The sequence below is a fragment of the uncultured Aliiroseovarius sp. genome, assembly GCF_947497285.1.
In the GTDB taxonomy this organism is placed as follows: domain Bacteria; phylum Pseudomonadota; class Alphaproteobacteria; order Rhodobacterales; family Rhodobacteraceae; genus Aliiroseovarius.
In genome coordinates this window covers 98,070-115,033 of record NZ_CANMFT010000010.1, presented here as the reverse complement: position 1 = coordinate 115,033, position 16,964 = coordinate 98,070, and the positions used below count along the sequence as shown (strand labels likewise).

11 protein-coding genes, 1 pseudogene and 1 riboswitch are annotated in these 16,964 nt (G+C 62.3%); of the genes and pseudogenes, 5 read left to right on the top strand and 7 right to left on the bottom strand.

Annotated features, from left to right (window positions below):
- Both Q0864_RS16005 and Q0864_RS16000 read right to left on the bottom strand, forming a co-directional pair.
- A pseudogene (locus tag Q0864_RS16005) lies at positions 1-6,357 on the bottom strand (hypothetical protein); the annotation flags it as partial.
- A gap of 265 nt (positions 6,358-6,622) precedes the next feature.
- Positions 6,623-7,627, bottom strand: coding sequence for a glyceraldehyde 3-phosphate dehydrogenase NAD-binding domain-containing protein (locus Q0864_RS16000; RefSeq protein WP_298571778.1), 1,005 nt, complete (start codon positions 7,625-7,627; stop codon positions 6,623-6,625).
- Positions 7,628-7,819: 192 nt separating this feature from the next.
- Between Q0864_RS16000 and Q0864_RS15995 the strand changes: the two genes are divergently transcribed.
- The 4 genes from Q0864_RS15995 to Q0864_RS15980 are packed head-to-tail and all read left to right on the top strand — an operon-like array spanning position 7,820 to position 11,994.
- On the top strand, positions 7,820-8,455 hold the full coding sequence (locus tag Q0864_RS15995; RefSeq protein WP_298571776.1) for a CDP-alcohol phosphatidyltransferase family protein: 636 nt from the start codon (positions 7,820-7,822) through the stop codon (positions 8,453-8,455).
- Positions 8,452-9,657, top strand: a complete 1,206-nt coding sequence (locus tag Q0864_RS15990; RefSeq protein WP_298571773.1) for an ABC transporter substrate-binding protein — start codon at positions 8,452-8,454, stop codon at positions 9,655-9,657. The genes Q0864_RS15995 and Q0864_RS15990 overlap by 4 nt, the downstream gene beginning before the upstream one ends.
- Before the next feature lie 8 nt (positions 9,658-9,665).
- Positions 9,666-11,369, top strand: coding sequence for an ABC transporter permease subunit (locus tag Q0864_RS15985; RefSeq protein WP_298571770.1), 1,704 nt, complete (start codon positions 9,666-9,668; stop codon positions 11,367-11,369).
- Positions 11,362-11,994 (top strand): ATP-binding cassette domain-containing protein, encoded by a 633-nt coding sequence (locus Q0864_RS15980; protein ID WP_298571767.1) that lies wholly within the window; start codon positions 11,362-11,364, stop codon positions 11,992-11,994. Before Q0864_RS15985 ends, Q0864_RS15980 begins: the two co-directional genes overlap by 8 nt.
- Before the next feature lie 45 nt (positions 11,995-12,039).
- Here Q0864_RS15980 and Q0864_RS15975 read toward each other — a convergent pair whose 3' ends face one another.
- The 5 genes from Q0864_RS15975 to Q0864_RS15955 are packed head-to-tail and all read right to left on the bottom strand — an operon-like array spanning position 12,040 to position 15,462.
- Positions 12,040-12,690 carry an ABC transporter ATP-binding protein gene (locus Q0864_RS15975; protein ID WP_298571764.1) on the bottom strand — a complete coding sequence of 217 codons (651 nt, stop codon included), beginning with the start codon at positions 12,688-12,690 and terminating at the stop codon, positions 12,040-12,042.
- Positions 12,677-13,465, bottom strand: a complete 789-nt coding sequence (gene cbiQ, locus Q0864_RS15970; RefSeq protein ID WP_298571761.1) for a cobalt ECF transporter T component CbiQ — start codon at positions 13,463-13,465, stop codon at positions 12,677-12,679. Before cbiQ ends, Q0864_RS15975 begins: the two co-directional genes overlap by 14 nt.
- A complete protein-coding gene (locus Q0864_RS15965) occupies positions 13,462-14,052 on the bottom strand; it encodes a cobalt ABC transporter permease (protein WP_298571758.1) in 591 nt (196 codons plus the stop codon). The genes cbiQ and Q0864_RS15965 overlap by 4 nt, the downstream gene beginning before the upstream one ends.
- Complete coding sequence (cbiM, locus tag Q0864_RS15960) at positions 14,049-14,666, bottom strand: cobalt transporter CbiM (RefSeq protein WP_298571756.1); 618 nt, start codon at positions 14,664-14,666, stop codon at positions 14,049-14,051. The genes Q0864_RS15965 and cbiM overlap by 4 nt, the downstream gene beginning before the upstream one ends.
- A gap of 10 nt (positions 14,667-14,676) precedes the next feature.
- Positions 14,677-15,462 (bottom strand): DUF4198 domain-containing protein, encoded by a 786-nt coding sequence (locus tag Q0864_RS15955; protein WP_298571753.1) that lies wholly within the window; start codon positions 15,460-15,462, stop codon positions 14,677-14,679.
- 122 nt (positions 15,463-15,584) lie between these two features.
- Positions 15,585-15,798, bottom strand: a riboswitch (cobalamin riboswitch).
- A 217-nt stretch (positions 15,799-16,015) separates the two neighbouring features.
- On the opposite strand from Q0864_RS15955, the gene Q0864_RS15950 reads away from it, so the two are divergent.
- Positions 16,016-16,930 carry a cation diffusion facilitator family transporter gene (locus Q0864_RS15950; RefSeq protein ID WP_298571750.1) on the top strand — a complete coding sequence of 305 codons (915 nt, stop codon included), beginning with the start codon at positions 16,016-16,018 and terminating at the stop codon, positions 16,928-16,930.
- Positions 16,931-16,964 lie beyond the last annotated feature (34 nt).

Here is a 16,964-nt window from a genome sequence, read left to right as displayed (position 1 = left end):
GCCGGATGACAGGGTTTTCTGCCCCTCGATCCCCGGTGTCACAGCGATTGGCAAGACGGTCGGGTTGTCATCTCCATTGGCCGGGTTGCCGTCGTCGGACGCGTCCGACACCAGCGCATTGCTGGGCGACTGGCCGCGCGCGGTGGCTTGGTTGCTAACGCCACCTGCGTCGATATCCGCCTGCGTCAGAACGTGTTGGAAGGAATAGGTCCATGCCTCGCCCACATCCAACACATTGGCCGTGCCAACATCGCCACTGACATATTGCGGCGGAGCGGCGGGGGTGATGGTCGATCCGTCAAGCCGTTGGAACACGTCGATCAGGCTGATATTGCTCAGATCCTGATTGCCCGAGTTGGTGACGGTGATGGTGAAGTCCAGTGTCTCGCCCGCCACGGGGGGCGAAGACAGACCACCGGTCGCCAGCGTCTTCAGCGCGGTAATCTCAGGCGTCGGGGCGGTGACCGGGATCGACAGCCCGTCGGTTTCGTTAACTGGGGGAAGCCCGGCGGGTGGCGTGGCGGTCAGGCTGGCCGTGTTGTCCAGCGACCCTTGTTGGTTCACGTCGTCCTGCGTGACCGTATAGCTTGCCGTGAAGGTGATGCTGTCGCCCGGCGCAAGGGTATCCCAGCTGCCATTGGCGGCGGCATCCGTGCTGTCACCGGCGGGTGCGACATCCGTATCAATCGCATCACCACCGACGCTCAGCGCCACGGTGCCAGCCGCGCTGGTGTGCTGGTCGCTGACCGCCACATCTGTCAGCGTCACATTGCCAGTGTTGGTCGCGCTATAGGTATAGGTGATCACATCGCCAACAGCCGCGCCTGACGTGATCGAGGCCGATTTGGCGAAATCCACCGACGCGGTGCGGTTGGCGGGCAAGGTTACCGTATCCGTTTCCGGCCCCGGCGAGGCAGGCAGCGGCACCTCGGGCGAGGAGACGCGCGCAATATTGGTCAGGCTGCCTGCGTTCAGGTCGGCCTGCGTCACCGTATAACTGCCGGTGCAGGTCAGATCATCGCCCGGTGCAAGTTCGCCTCCCGGCAGCGCGGGACACGTCACACTGGCGATCTTGTCGTCCGCCACGACCGGCAAGGCGGTCAGGGTGATATTGCCCGTGTTGGTCACCAGATAGCTGTAGTTCACCACCTGCCCAACGGATGCGATTTGCGCCGCATCTGCCGATTTGGCAAGCGAGAAGCTGGGCGCGTGATCCGGGCCGCGCACGAACACGTCGTCATCGGCGGTGACCGGGGTCGCATCGGGTGTCACGTCATTGGCCGTGGCGCGCGCGATGTTGGTGAACCCGCCATAGGCCGGGGCCGCACCATTCACCGCATCCACATCATCCTGCGTCACGGTATAGGTAAACGTGCACAGGGTCAGCGCCTGCCCAACGGCAAGGTCACCGACCGCGCAGCTTGTGGGCGTCACGGGAAGGTCATCGGTGATCACCACATTTTCCAGCGACACGTTACCCGTGTTGCGCGCCAGAACCGAGAAGGTGACGGTATCGCCTGCCTGCGTGAACACCGGCGTGCCGGGGGCCACGGCCGGGGTGATGGACTTTTCAAGCTCAAGCGCCGGGGTATTGTCATCCAACAAGACGGTCACTTGCCCGTCGACGGTGACCGTGGCCCCATTGGGATCGGTGCCCGACACGGTTGCGATGTTGATTTTGCTTTGCGCATCAAGGTCGGCTTGCGTGACCGTATAGTCGCCCACGCAGGTGATCGTCTCGGTTGGCAACAAGGACACGGGCGCGAAGATATTCGACCCAAGGTGACGACAAATCAACCCGGTGACATCCGGGTCGCTGACCGACGCGTTGTCGATGGTCTGGTTGCCGTCATTGGTCGCCGTGATTGTGAACTCGATCACATCGCCGACCGCGGCGGGCTGCGGGCCGTCCGTGATGGCTTTGACAATCGACAGGGACGGAGCAACATCGGCAGGCACCGTCTTGGTGGCCTGACCGGACAGCACAAGTGTTTCGTTCGGCGTGCCCGGCGCGAAAGTGGTCGAGGCAACGGCGATATTGGTCACCCCACCCGCATCCACGTCATCTTGCGTGACGGTATATTGCGCGGTGCAGGTCGCGGTGGCCCCGGTGGCGAAAATTCCGCTGACCGAGGCATCATAACACACGAACGGCGCGCCGATCTTGTCGTCATCAATGGTGATGTCTTCGGACAAGGCGACGTCCGGGCCGTTCACGATCTGATAGCTGTAAGTGATCACATCGCCCTCTGCGGCAAAGGTCACGTCCGTCGGGGCGCTGTCTTTGGTCAGGGTGATCGCGGGCGTGGCCGTCACCGGGTAAATCGCATCATCGGACGGCGAGGTGATCGTCGTGCCGTTATAATCGCCCGATGCTGTCGCCACGTTGGTCACCGATCCAAACCCGATATCCCCCGCAACAAGCGTATAGGAGCCGGTGCAGAGAACGCTTTCGGTGGGCAACAATTCCCCATTGGTCAACGCGGCGCAGGTGATGCCCGTGGCCTTGTTGTCGGTGATCGTGATCGGCCCGGCAATGGTAACGTTGCCGGTGTTCGTGACCTCGAACTGATAGCTCAGCACGGTGCCTGGATTAAACGCGTCCGGCGTCGCCGATTGCAGCGTCTTGGCGATCGTCAGCGCCGGGTTGACCGTCGCGTTGACAGTCAACTGATCGTTCTTCGGCGGCACAGGCGTGCCGTTCTGAGTGGTTGTTGCCACGGCCAGGTTGGTGACCGACCCGGCGTCCAGATCTTCCTGCTCAGCCGTCCAGACATGGGTGCACGAGACGCTCGCGCCGGGCAAAAGCGGGCCGGTGCCGCAGGCCAGACCATTGCCGATCTGGTTGTCATCGACAGTGAACGGTCCGTCCAGCGTGATGTTGCCGTCATTGGTGACGGTAAATTCATAGGTCAGCTGATCGCCAACCGCGGCATAGGTCAGGGCAGAACTTGCCGCCAGTGTCTTATCAAACAGAATGGCCGCGGTCGTGTCTGCCGGAACCGTGACGCCTGACGGCCCATCGGTCGCAGTGACCGAGGTCGGCCCGCCGGGGGTCACCGGCACAACCGGCTGGGTGACGCTGGCGGTGGCCGAATTCACGACCTCGCCGTTGTTCAAATCGTCCTGCGTGACCTGATAGCTGCCCGTGCAGGTGATGCTGGCGGTCGGCAGGATCGGTCCTGTCGGACAGGTGACAGGTCCGGTGCCCTGCCCTGCGATCAGGGGGTCGTCAATTGTGACCGGCGCGGTGATCGTCACATTGCCGGTGTTGGTGACGAGGAACTCATAGGCCAGCACCTGCCCGACCGTATCAAACGGGTTGGGGCTGCTGGCGGCAAGGCTTTTCGCCAGGGTGATCGTTGGCGTTGCCGCAATATACACTTCGGTCGGGTCGTCGGTGGTGTTGCCGTCCCCATCATCGCCATCGTCCGAGACATCCGACACAGTGCCGCCACCCGGCACATCCGCCGTGCCCGTCACGGTGTTTTCAACCCCGCCCGCGTTGATGTCATCCTGCACCAGCGTATAGGTCGCCTGATATTCCCACGTCTCGCCGATATCGAGCGTGCCAGTCACGCCCCCATCGCCGGAGCTGGGCGTGCCGGGAACCGACAAGGTCAGCGTCGCGCCATCGCGCCGGGTCAGACTGTCATTCAGCGACACATTGGTCAGCGCCGTATTGCCGGTGTTGGCGACCTGAATGGTAAAGACGATCTGATCGCCCGCTGTGACCGGCGTGCTGAACCCAGCGGTATTCGCGGTCTTCTCGACATTGATGCCGGGCGCTGCGGTATAGCCCGTGGTTGCGCTACTTGGCGTCACGGGAGGCAAGGTGCCAGAGGTCGGCGTGCCGGTCGCGGTTGCGCTGTTGGCAATTGCGGTTGCCGTATCGGCGGCCGAGGTCAACGCGGTCACGTCCGACGCCACCAGCGTATAAGTCGCCGTGAAGGTCGCGGTGCCGCCGGGCGCCAGCGTTGTGCTGTCGCTGGTGGTCCAGACAAGATCAGCACCGGCATGGGCGGCACCGTCAAAGGTCGGCCCCGTATCCACAGGGGCCACGCCCGAGATATCCACGTTGCCCGAGTTCGTCACCACGACCTGATAGTCGACGGTGTCGCCAATCGCAGGCGGGTTGGACAGGTTGGTGGCCGGCACGGACTTCGCAACGCTCAACTCTGGCGCGGCGGTGTAGCCCGTCGTCGCGGTGCTGGGCGTCACCGGAGGCAAGGTGCCAGAGGTCGGCGTGCCGGTGCCGGTTGCGCTGTTGGCAATCGCATTGGTCGGGTCTGCCGCACTGGTCAACGCGGCGACGTCGGCGGCCACAAGCGTATAGGTCGCGAAATAGGTCTTGGCCTGGCCCGGCACCAGCGTCGTGCTGCCAACCGTAAACCAGAACAGATCCGCCCCGGCATGGGCGTTGCCGTCAAAGGTCGGGCCGGTATCAACCGGAGTTGCCCCGTCGATGTTTACGTTGCCGGTGTTGGTGACGACCACCTCATATTCAATCGTGTCGCCCGCAACGGGTGGGGTGGACAGGTTGGAGGCAGCGACACTTTTCGCCACGCTCATGCCGGGAGCTGCGGTGTAACCTGTCGTCGCTGTGCTTGGCGTTACCGGCGGCAAACTGCCAGAGGTCGGTGTGCCGGTCGCACTTGCGCTGTTGGCAATCGCGTTGGTCGGGTCTGCGGCACCCGTCAGTGCCGTCACATCTGCCGCCACCAAGGTATAGGTCGCCGTGAACGTCGCCGAGGCGCCGGGGGCCAGCGTCGTGCTGTCGCCCGTCGTCCAGCTTAGATCAGCACCCGCATGGGCGGCACCATCAAAGGTCGGGCCGGTATCAACCGGGGCCACGCCAGACACATCCACGTTGCCGCTGTTGGTAATCACCACCTGATAGTTAATCGTGTCGCCCGCCGTTGGCGGTGTCGACAGGTTGGTAGCTGGCACGGACTTGGCAACACTCAAACCCGGCGCGGCGCTGTATCCGGTCGTGGCCGTGCTGGGCGTCACAGGAGGAAGTGTCCCGTTCGCGGGCGTGCCGGTTGCCGTCGCGCTGTTGGCAATTGCGTTCGTCGGGTCCGCCGCACCGGTCAGCGCCGCCAGATCTGCCGCCACCAAAGTATAGGTCGCCGTGAACGTGGTCGTATCGCCCGGTGCCAGCGTCGTGCTGCCGCCTGCCGTCCAGATCAGGTCGGCACCCGCATGGGCGCTGCCGTCGAAGGTCGGCCCCGTATCGACGGGCGCCACACCCGAGATGTCCACGTTGCCGGTATTCTCGACCACAACCTGATATTCAATCGTATCGCCCACGGATGGTGGGTTTGACAGGTTGGTCGCCGGGACGGTCTTGGTCACCTCAAGTTCAGGGGCGGGAACGAAGGTGTTGGTGAATACGCAGGTCACGTCCTCGGCATCTGCCAAGTCCAGTCCGTTCGCGGGGTTCGTGTCTGCGGCACCCGTGCAAGTCAAAGACTGCGAATAATTTGGGTCGCTGGTTTCCGAGATCGTGTAGGTGCCGACCGGGACAGTTACATTGGTAACAGCCGCCGACCCCGACACGCCGCTTCCTGATGCAGAGCCACCGTTGGTATAAGAAAGCGTGAAATCACCGGGCACCGCCGACCCACCAAGCGAATTGTCGACGACCTTTTCAATCGTCAGCTCAGGTGAGATATCGACGGTAATTGCCGCAAGACCAAAGAACACCTGCGCCTGACGGGTGCCTTGCACATCATCCATGATGATTTGGAAACTCGTTGTCGGCGTGTCCAGAACGAATGTCGCTGACTGGTTTGTTGGGTTATTGCCACTGGCGTTCGCCAAAAAGCTTCCGACGGCACCTGAGTTGATCAACCGGCTGCGTCGATCCTCTGAAGCTGATAGCCAAGGGGGGCGCGGGCCAACCAAGGGGTAAACCTCGATATCTGGCGATGTCCATGTGCCCGGAACGTTTGCGGCAAAGGAATCCCGTGGCGCGGTGCCGTCCATATCGTCGATGTCTTCGAAAATCGCCTTGTCGAGCAAAAACCCATTGGTGGTGTAGGTCATTATTGCTGACTGGTTACACGCTGAAGACGACGATCTTGGATAAAGCGTTATGCGACCGGACCCATTAATGCTGGCGCAGGAGGTATTTTGCGGTGAAACAGTGACTGTGATCGAATTGCCGTTGCCGTCTTCAAGAACAGCAGTGAAGTTGTTGGGCACGGAGGTAAGGGTAAAGTCGGAGGCATCCGCTTCACCCGCAAACGACGCGATCATGAACATGGCCAGCAGGGCTGTCTTTACCGCAGCGGCCGCGCGTGCGATCGGCTTGAGCCACGTGCTCGTCAGTCTGTCCCGGAACTCATTCATCTGCTCACAACCTCGAAACTACGCGTTTTTGCTGTTGGCTTCTCGTCGGTCAAACTGGGTTGTAGTGGCGACCGCAATCGACAGAACACACCTCTACCCACCAAAAACTATGCGCTTTTAGGAATTGTTAGTTAGAAAACTCTACCTAAACAACAGGCAGATTAACCATTGTTCACGTTCTCTGCATAATAGAGCTGGGTGTGGACAATTGCCCACACGTCAACCAAAGCCGAAATTCGGCTCGAAACAACGGTTTTTTGTGAATTTAGCCTGCGTTTGCAATCATCCGCGCCACATCCAGCATCCGGTGCGAAAAGCCCCATTCGTTGTCATACCAACCGAAAACGCGCAAAAGCCCGCCTCCAGAAACCGAGGTCTCAGGCCCCGACAACACAAGGCTTTCGGGGCGCATCCGCAGGTCGCTGGACACCAAGGGTTCCTCGGTCCAGCCCAGAACATGGCCAGTTGCGGCGGCTTTCAGAATATCGCGCGCCTCATCCGCCGACACCTCGCGACGGGTGCGCACGGTCAGGTCGATGGCTGAAACACTGGCGGTCGGCACCCGGATCGCCCGCGCTTCGATACGGCCCGCCAGATGGGGCAGCACCTCGCCCACCAGTTCATGCGCGCTGGTGGTGGTGGGCACCATCGACAAGGCCGCCGCCCGCGACCGCGCAGGATCGGCGCGCGGCTTGTCCACCGTCGGCTGGCTGCCGGTGTAACAATGCACCGTGGTCATATGCCCGCCGATCACGCCCAGCTCGTCATCCAACAGCTTCAGCAAAGGTGCCAGCGCGTTGGTGGTGCAGGATGCGTTCGACACGATCTTCTGCCCGGTCAGCTTATCCTCGTTCGCACCCAGAACGATTGTCACGTCCGCCTCGTTCGACGGGCCGGAAATCAGCACATTGCGCGCGCCGGCCTGAAGCCCGCGTTCCGCCACCGCCCGCTTGCCCGCCATGCCGGTGCATTCCAGCACCACGTCCACATCCGACAGGTCCATCGTGCTGATGTCGGATAGGCCATGAAACGGGATCACCGTGCCATTGATCGACAACCCGCCCTCGACCGGCTCAACCTGACCCGCAAAGGGGCCGAACACGCTGTCGTATTTGAACAGATAGGCGCAGGTGTCCAAGGATTCGATGTCATTGATGAACGCGACCTCGAAATCCGACGGCGTCACGGACAGGATACGCAGGATCGAGCGGCCAATGCGGCCAAAGCCGTTCAAACCGATACGGATTTTTCTGCTGGAAGCGGGGGACATCAGAACCTCGTCGATTGGGTGATGGGTTTACAGAACGCGAAAGCGGGGTCAGGTGCAAGGGTCGAAAGCGCGCGCGCGCGTAATGACATCCTCTCACGATTTCGTAAGCCGGATGGACGGATGGGGGCGTTCCGGTCCACATATCCAAACAAGCAATTCCCGCGCGACTGCGGGGAGGGGAAAGGGCCGCAGATGCTGGACGCCTATGCACGCAAACTGATCGACCCGCCGCTGAACGTGGCCGGGCGCGGACTGGCACGTCTGGGCATTGGCGCAAATGCGGTGACGCTGGCTGGCTTGGGGTTTGGGTTGGCGGCGGCTGCGGCGATTGCTTCGGGCGCTTTTGCGGTGGGTTTGTGTCTGATCCTTGCCTCGCGCCTGGCCGATGGGCTGGATGGCGCGGTTGCCCGCGCGACGCACAAAACCGAGTTCGGCGGCTACCTTGATATCGCGTCGGATTTCTTTTTCTACGGTGCGGTGCCCTTCGGGTTCGTGCTGTTTGATCCGGCGGCCAACGGGGTCGCGGGGGCGTTCCTGCTGTTGTCCTTCTATGTGAACGGAGCCAGCTTTCTGGGCTATGCAATCCTCGCCGAGAAAAAGGGCATGGCCACCCGCGCGCAAGGCATCAAGTCGCTGTATTACTCCAACGGGCTGCTGGAGGGCACCGAGACCATCGCCTTCTTCGTCCTTCTCTGCCTTCTGCCAACATATTTCGCGCCGCTCGCCTACCTGTTTGGCGCGCTCTGTTTTGCCACCGCCACCTTACGCGTCTGGGGCGCGTATCAGGCGTTTGGCCACATCTCATCCGACCGACAGGAGACCCCATGAAACACCTTGCCCTTGCCGCCGGCCTCACCTTGGGCGCGCTGACGCACCCGGCCCTATCAGACCCTAATCCATCCGATTGGGCGGGGGTCAAGGCCGAAGCCCACGGCCAAACCGTCTATTGGAACGCCTGGGGCGGATCCCCCACCACCAATGCGTTCATCGACTGGGTGGGCGATCAGGTCAGCGGGCGGTTTGGCGTGACGCTGGAGCATGTGAAACTCACCGACACCGCCGACGCCGTCACCCGCGTATTGTCGGAAAAGCAGGCAGGCAAGGATGATGACGGCGCGATTGATCTGATCTGGATCAACGGCGCCAATTTCGCGTCGATGAAGGAAAACGGGCTGCTGTTCGGCCCCTTCGCGGAAGACCTGCCCAACTGGCAATATGTCGATGTCGAAGGCAAAACCGTGCGCACTGACTTCACCGTGCCGGTTGAGGGCTATGAGGCCCCATGGGCCATGGCGCAGGTCGTGTTCATGTATGACACCGCGGACATTCCGACCCCCCTGCCCTCGGCCGCTGCAATTCTTGACTGGTCCAAGGCCAACCCCGGTCGTTTCACCTATCCGCAGCCGCCTGATTTTCTGGGCACGACCTTCCTGAAACAGATGTTGGTTGAACTGGCGGATGAGCCCGCCGCGCTGGCCGCCCCCGTGTCCGACAACACCTACGCCACCGTCACCGCGCCGCTGTGGGACTTCCTCGAAGACCTCACCCCGACCCTATGGCGCCAAGGCCGAGCCTATCCCGCCAACGGGCCGCGCCAGATCCAGCTGATGAATGATGGCGAGATTGACCTGGCGATCAGCTTTTCACCGTCCGAGGCCTCGACCGCCATAGCCAACTACGAACTGCCCGCCACAGTGCGCACCTTCGTGCTGGACAAAGGCACCATCGGCAACGCCTCTTTCGTGGCGATCCCGTATAACTCCGGGTCCAAGGCAGGAGCGATGGTGACTGCCAACTTCCTGATGTCGCCCATGGCACAAGCCCATGCGCAAGATCCCGAGGTGTTGGGCTATGGCACCGTCCTGCATGTCGGTGCCCTGCCGCTCGAGGATCGCGCGCAATTCGACGCGCTGGACCTTGGCATCGCCACCTTGACACCCCAGCAACTGGGCGATGTGCAGGACGAACCGCACCCCAGCTGGATGACCCGCATTTCTGATGACTGGCAGACCCGATACGGTGTGCAATAAACCCTGACATGGCCCAATCCCGCAGATTTCCCCGCCTGCCTCTGTTTCCGGCGCTGACCGTTCTGGTTCTGCTGGGGCCGGTGGTGGCGGGGCTGTGGGGCACTCTGCTGCCAGCCTTTGGCCACCTGCCTGCCGCGGGGCTGTCCGGCCCATCGCTGGACGCCTTCCGCGCCCTGCTTGACTGGCCCGGCTTCGGCCCGGCAGCGCGCCTGTCGGTGGTGACGGGGCTGGCCGCTGCGATCCTGTCGCTGGCGATCACCGCGCTGATCCTCGCGGGCTGGGCGGGCACGCGGGGCTTTGGCGTTCTTGAACGCCTGCTGTCGCCCTTCCTGTCCGTCCCCCACGCCGCCGCCGCCTTTGGGCTGGCCTTCCTGATCGCCCCGTCAGGCTGGATCGCGCGCCTGTTTTCGCCGTGGCTGACCGGCTGGGACCGCCCCCCTGACGTGCTGATCCTGAACGACCCATGGGGCCTGTCCCTGATCGCAGGAATGGTGATGAAAGAGGTGCCGTTCCTGCTGCTCATGTCCATCGCCGCCCTTGGGCAAATCGACGGACGCCGTCGCATGGCGCTGAGCCAAAGCATGGGCTACGGCCGCATCTCGGCGTGGATGTTCGCGATCTTCCCGGCGGTCTATGCGCGGATCCGTCTACCGGTGTTGGTGGTGCTAACATGGTCCATGTCGGTGGTGGATGTCGCAGTGATCCTAGGCCCATCGACGCCCCCGACCCTGTCGGTGCAGATCGTGCGCTGGATGTCGGACCCGGACCTTGCCTTCCGCCTGCAAGCTGCCGCTGCTGCACTGGTGCAACTGGCGCTGGTCATCGGTGTCGTCGGGTTGTGGTTCGCAGGTGAAAAACTGGTCGCCCACCTTGCCTGCAGGCGCATTGAGATGGGCCACCGCGGCCATTACGACCGCCCCCTGCGGCTCACAGGTTTTGCCCTTGGCACCGCGATCTCGGTCGCGCTTCTTTTGGGGCTTTTCAGCCTTGGCATCTGGTCCGTCGCGGGGTTCTGGAGCTTTCCCGATCTGACCCCCGACCAGCTGACCACCCGCAACTGGATGCGTCACTATTCCGGCAGTCTGGGCGCGTTTTTCGAAACCATGCTGATCGCCAGCATCGCCGTCGCCATCGGCTTGGCCCTTACCATCGGCTGTCTAGAGACCGAGCATCGCCGCAACCTGCGCCTGACCCAGCGCGGCATGTGGCTGATCTATCTGCCGCTGATCGTGCCGCAAACCGCGTTTCTGCCGGGGCTGCAAACGCTGTTTCTAAATTTCGGGCTGGATATGGGCCGCGCACCGGTGGTGCTGGCGCATCTGGTGTTCGTCCTCCCCTATCTGCGCTTGTCGCTTGAAGGGCCATGGCAGGCATGGGACCCGCGCCAAGCCACCGTTGCCGCCGCCCTTGGCGCAAGCCCTGATCGCGTGCTGTGGCGCATCCGTCTGCCGATGCTGCTGGCCCCGCTTTTAACGGCCATCGCGGTTGGTGTCGCGGTGTCGGTCGGGCAATACCTGCCCACGCTTCTTGTGGGTGGCGGGCGCATTGAAACCCTGACGACTGAAGCCGTCGCGCTGGCATCCGGTGGCGACCGCCGCGCCATTGGCGTGTTTGGCCTGATGCAAACTGCCGCCGCTTTGGTGCCATTCGCGCTGGCTTTGGTCCTGCCCGCCCTGATATGGCGCAACCGAAAGGGGCTGTTGCATGGCTGAGGGATTGCACCTGAACAAAGTAAAGATCACGCATTTGGGCCAGCCCCTGATGTCGATCGACACCCATGTCGCCCCCGGCGAAGTTGTGACCATCATGGGGCCGTCGGGCGTAGGCAAGTCTACCCTGCTTTCCGCCATAATAGGCACTCTTTCACCCGATTTCACACTGTCCGGGCAAATCCATCTGAACGGGCGCGACCTGACCACACTGCCGCCGGATGAGCGCTGTGTCGGCATCCTGTTTCAGGACGCATTGCTGTTTCCACATCTGAATGTAGGCGCAAACCTTGCCTTTGGGCTGGCGCAGGGCGGCACACGGGCCGAGCGTCGCACGAAGATAGACACCGCACTGGCCGAGGTCGGGTTGGACGGTTTTGCCGACCGCGACCCCGCGACCCTGTCAGGAGGACAACGCGCACGGGTGGCTCTGATGCGGATGTTGCTGTCAGATCCCCACGCGCTGTTGCTGGATGAGCCATTTTCAGGGTTGGACGCAGAGCTGCGCGACCAAGTGCGTCAACTGGTCTTTGACCATGCCAAAGCGCGGGGATTGCCGGTGCTGCTTGTCACGCATGACGACGCGGATGCAAAAGCGGCGGATGGTCCGGTTGTTCGGCTGGAATAGGGTCGATAGGGCATCGCCCGACCATGGGGGCGACCGGGCGGAGCACTAAAGCCGCGACAAAACTCCGCCATCCAGCCGATACCCATCCGGCGCAATTTCGGCCCGGAACTCCGGGTCATGGCTGACCAACAACATCGCCTCATCCAACCCTCTTAGGATCGCAACAAGCCGCGCGTAATTGTCCGGGTCCAGCGCATTTGTCGGCTCGTCCAAGATCAGCACTTCCGGCTCCATCGCCAGCACCGTCGCAAGCGTCACCAGGCGTTTCTCGCCCCCCGACAGCTTGTGCGTCACGCGGTCGCGCAGATGGGTCAGGCTTAGGCGTGCCAAAATGTCATCGACGATCACCACCGCCTCGTCACGCGATTTGCCCAGATTAAGCGGCCCGAAGGCGACATCCTCGGCCACGGTGGGGCAAAAAAGCTGATCGTCTGCGTCTTGGAACACAAACCCGATCCGGCGGCGCACTTCGTGAAAATCCGCCTCGGCCGAGCGGGGTTTGCCGAAGGCGGTGATCGTCCCCTGCGCCGGATGCAAAAGCCCCATGATGATCTTTAGAAGCGTGGATTTCCCCGCGCCGTTGGGTCCAACCAGCGACAACCGTTCGCCCGGCTCAAGCCGCATCGCCGCACCCTGCAAGACCGGGTCCAGACCGGGATAGGCAAAGTGAATGTCTGTTAGCTCAAGCAGCGGCATACGCGACCTCGGCCCAGACAAGGGCCGCAAGGGCAGTGCCAAGTGCTGCGGCAAACAGCAGATCGGCGCGGCTCAGGCGGAAATCCTCTAGCAGCACGATGCGGCCAGAAAACCCCCGACATTTCATCGCCGCCAGAATACGTTCGGACCGTTCGATTGCGCGCACCAGCATCATCCCCACCAGATAGCCATAGCTGCGATAGGTGTGCCAGTTGGTGCCGGGCCGAAACCCGCGCAGCTTCATCGAGGTGCGCAGGCGTTGGTATTCCTCGCGCAGCACGTCGATATAGCGGATGGTGAACATCATCAGATGCACCAACCGCTCAGGCGTTTTCAGCGCGAACAGGGCATGGCCCATCGTCACCGGCTCCATCGAGCCGACCAGCGTCATCACTGCCAGAATCACCGCGTTGGCCGTCAACGCGATCTCGGTCGCGCGCCACAGGCCTTGCCACGTGGCCTCGAACCCCCACACCGTCAGAAACGGCGTGCCGGGCACCGTAAAGGGCAACAGGAACAAGGTGAAGATGATGAACCCGTCCATCATCGCCATGCGTTTCAGTGTTTTCTGGATCGGCAAGCCCGAGATCGCGAGAAGCCACATCGACAGAATCAGTGCGCCCGACAGAACGCGCAGATCGCTCAGCCCAACCACGGTCACGGCATAGATCACCGTCATCACGATCCGCATCCGTGGATCAAGCGACGACACCGCCGCCCGAAGCGCGCCAAACCCTGATAGCGGCTTGTGGTCCGAGGTCAGGACATAAGTCATTTGCCAGCCCCCAGCTTGCGCCGCGCGGCGATGTAGAAGCCCAGACCGAACAGGCCGAAAATATAGCCTATTCCACCCAAAACGGACTGAAAATCCGATTTGTTCTTGAACGCTGTCAGCTCTTGCCGGATCGGGCGCAGCTCGTTGCGCAGCATGGTTGCGATTTCGGCGCGGGTGGCGTCGTTCAGACCTGCCGTCCCGCTCTGCATGGCTTCCGGCGCCCCCGCCAGAACCGACGCGGTTGCCGATGCTCCGGCCGCCCCCTGCCCCATCAGTTGCGCAACCTCGGCCCCCGGCAAGATGGCTTCGGCCACATGCCCGGCCCCAAGGTCGGCGCGGAAGACATGGGTCACGGGTTGGATCGGTGTAAAGACAAAGAACCCGTCATCATCGGTCGTGGTTTCGCCCAGCTTGGTGCCGGTATCGTCAAACACCTCAACCAGCTTGTTCACAGCCATGCTGCCGTCGGACATGCCGATCTCGCCCTCGATATCCTGGCCGGACGGGAAGACGCTGGCGATGACGTTATGGGCCAGCGCGGGCACAGGGGCCAACAGCGTGGCGATCAGGATCAGAGCGCGGATCATGCCAGCCCCCCTTTCGCGCCGATGAACAGTTCAGGTTTCACCCGGCGCGCCAGATAGATAGCGGCGCCGGACAACAGTGCCTCGATCACGATGACCGGGATATGGGCGATGAAGACCAGCTTGGCGGCGGGGATGAATTCATCGCCCGAAAGTCCCAGTGAAAACGCAACGGCCAGCGTGGTGGCGGCTATTGCAAAGCCGCCGCCGATGCCGCCCCAGATCGCACCCTGCATGGGTGATCCGCGTGATACCAGACGCCCGAAGATCAGGCCCGCCAGCACCGCGGGGCCGGCAATATTCACCGCGTTCACGCCCAGAACGGTCAGCCCGCCAAAGCCAAAGAACACCGCTTGCAACAATAGCCCGACAAACAATGCCGGGAACGCCGCCCAGCCCAGCACCAGCCCGGCCAACCCGTTCAGGATCAGATGGACCGAGCTTGGGCCGATGGGCACATGGATCAGCGAGGCGACAAAGAAACTGGCCGACAACACGCCTGCCGCCGGAATCCGTTCCAGCGGCAAGTGTTTCAGGCCCATGGCAATTCCGCCGATGGCGACGACGGCGCCGCTGATCAGCACGGGGTTTGACAGCGCGCCGTCTACGATATGCATGGCAGCCGCCTCACTTCATGTCCTCGGCGCGGATCCAGATCACGGCGTCTTGCGACAGTTCCTTGCCCTCGTGCTCAGTGGCCAAACCAGACCCTAACGCTGCAAAACCCCAGTATCCGGCCCTGGGAATGCCGAAGGTGAACACGCCGTTTTGATCCGCGATGGCCACAACTGCACCGCCCTGCATGGGTTGCGCGGTGGGGTCGGTGGTCGTGAAGGCCTCCAGATCCGGCTCTGCCGCCATGTATTCCACTTCAATCTCGGCCCCCGGCACGGGTTTGCCGTCCGCCAGCACCTGACCCGAGAAGGTGGACCCCACGATCACGTTGTAAGGCTTGTTCAGCGGCAGGATTTCCGTCGGCAACCCAACCGGCTGATCCCAATCGGTGGGCAGCGTGTTGCGGTTCAGCACGACCTTGGCAATCTGCTGAATAAAGATATCCTCGCTTTCCTCGTAATAGGGCGCGGGGATCGTGACGACGACGTAATCGCCCGAGCGTTTCACGGGAATGGTGGCGCGATAGGCCGCCGCCTCGTTCGACGCGCCTTTGAACGTCGCAGGCTCCAGCCGATCGGACAGATCAACCTTGTCGCCATTATGCACCATGAAGAATTCCTGCGGCGCGCCCATGTCCATCACATGGCCGTTTTCAAACGGGTGCCAGAAGATCAGGCCCATCGGCACATCGCCGGGGCGGTCGATCATCGCGTCGTCGGTGTAGTTCAGTTGGAAATGCGCCGCGGCAGCAGCGGGAAGCAAAGCGGCCAAAGCGGTGGCCAGTAGACAAGTTTTCATGTCGTCCTCTTAGAGTTCACAGGCAAAACGCCTGCATTCAAGAAGGAACAACGGGGATAATGGCTCGGGAGGGTCTGGTGACCGCCGGGCCAGACGCTCACCCCGGCGTCCGGTAGGTTGTGGGCAGATGCCCAGCGTCCGGCAGGTCTCCTGACTCGCGGGTCTTGGCTTGGCTGGCCTTCCCGGGACGCATCCCAGTGGCATTGTCAGCTTCGCTCGCCGCTCACAGTTGCGGGGGCAGTTACGGGATTGGCGCCTTTTGGCTACACCTCACCGTATTCCCTATTACTACCGCGGCGCCTTTGCGCACACGGAACCGATCGCACGACGTCCATGTCAGATCGACCGCCCCCGAGTCAAGCAAATGCACAGGGGTCCGCGGGTCGCAGACGCGCAGTGGAGCGTCGCAAGACCCAGTAACCTATTGAAAAATTTTTACTTTTTCGAAGCAAATATTTGGATGGTTCAGATATGGCCATCACGCCAATTGATCTTCGCAAACAATCGCCGCACTGTGCGCAACCAACAGCGGTCAACCAAGCGAAGGGCACCCATGTCACACCACGGCGCGCACGACCATCACACCCATGATGGCCATGACCATATCCCAAAGAACGAGCGCAAGATCGCCATCGCCGCCGCCCTGACCGGGGGGTTCATGGTCGCAGAACTGGTGGGCGGGCTTCTGTCCGGCTCGCTGGCGCTGATCGCCGATGCGGGCCATATGCTGACCGATTTCGCGTCGCTGATGCTGGCGTGGTTCGCGTTTCGGCTGGCCCGGCGGCCCGCCGATTGGAAGCGCACCTATGGGTTTGATCGGTTCTCGGTGCTGGCGGCCTTTGTGAACGGGCTGTCGCTGTTCCTGATCGCCGCCTGGATCACGTGGGAGGCGATTGAGCGCCTGACCGCCCCGGTCGAGGTGCTGGGCGGCACGATGCTGATCATCGCGGTGCTGGGCCTTCTGGTAAACATCGTCGCATTTCTGGTCCTGACACGCGGCGAAGGCGACAATTTGAACGTCCGCGCCGCTGCTCTGCATGTGGCGGGGGATTTGCTGGGGTCGGTTGCCGCGATCGTGGCCGCACTGGTCATTCTGGCGACGGGCTGGACGCCGATCGACCCCATCCTATCGGTCGTTGTGGTGCTGATCATCCTGCGCTCGGCGTGGAAAGTTGTGCGTGAAAGCGGGTCTATCCTGCTTGAGGCCGCGCCCGACGGGTTTGACCGGCGCAAGGTTGCAACCGATCTGGAGGCCCTGCCCGGCGTCGACAGCGTGGCGCATATCCATGCGTGGTCCGTCACCCAGGAACGCCCGATGGTGACGATGGAGGTCACGCCAGCCCCCGGAACGGACCCGCAAGAGGTCAAGACCCGTGTCAAAACCCGTCTGCGCGAGGCGTTCAGCATCGAACACGCCACCGTCGAGATCAGCAATGCCACCGTCCCCGCCGAAGCATCGCGGGGGTAAAACGCCCTATTTGGCCTGCTTAGTGTCTGTTTCC

Excerpts from the sequence above, each read along its gene's own strand:
- Q0864_RS16000 (WP_298571778.1), bottom strand. The coding sequence starts at position 7,627 with ATGTCCCCCGCTTCCAGCAGAAAAATCCGTATCGGTTTGAACGGCTTT.
- Q0864_RS15995 (WP_298571776.1), top strand. The coding sequence starts at position 7,820 with ATGCTGGACGCCTATGCACGCAAACTGATCGACCCGCCGCTGAACGTG.
- Q0864_RS15990 (WP_298571773.1), top strand. The coding sequence starts at position 8,452 with ATGAAACACCTTGCCCTTGCCGCCGGCCTCACCTTGGGCGCGCTGACG.
- Q0864_RS15985 (WP_298571770.1), top strand. The coding sequence starts at position 9,666 with ATGGCCCAATCCCGCAGATTTCCCCGCCTGCCTCTGTTTCCGGCGCTG.
- Q0864_RS15980 (WP_298571767.1), top strand. The coding sequence starts at position 11,362 with ATGGCTGAGGGATTGCACCTGAACAAAGTAAAGATCACGCATTTGGGC.
- Q0864_RS15975 (WP_298571764.1), bottom strand. The coding sequence starts at position 12,690 with ATGCCGCTGCTTGAGCTAACAGACATTCACTTTGCCTATCCCGGTCTG.
- cbiQ (WP_298571761.1), bottom strand. The coding sequence starts at position 13,465 with ATGACTTATGTCCTGACCTCGGACCACAAGCCGCTATCAGGGTTTGGC.
- Q0864_RS15965 (WP_298571758.1), bottom strand. The coding sequence starts at position 14,052 with ATGATCCGCGCTCTGATCCTGATCGCCACGCTGTTGGCCCCTGTGCCC.
- cbiM (WP_298571756.1), bottom strand. The coding sequence starts at position 14,666 with ATGCATATCGTAGACGGCGCGCTGTCAAACCCCGTGCTGATCAGCGGC.
- Q0864_RS15955 (WP_298571753.1), bottom strand. The coding sequence starts at position 15,462 with ATGAAAACTTGTCTACTGGCCACCGCTTTGGCCGCTTTGCTTCCCGCT.
- Q0864_RS15950 (WP_298571750.1), top strand. The coding sequence starts at position 16,016 with ATGTCACACCACGGCGCGCACGACCATCACACCCATGATGGCCATGAC.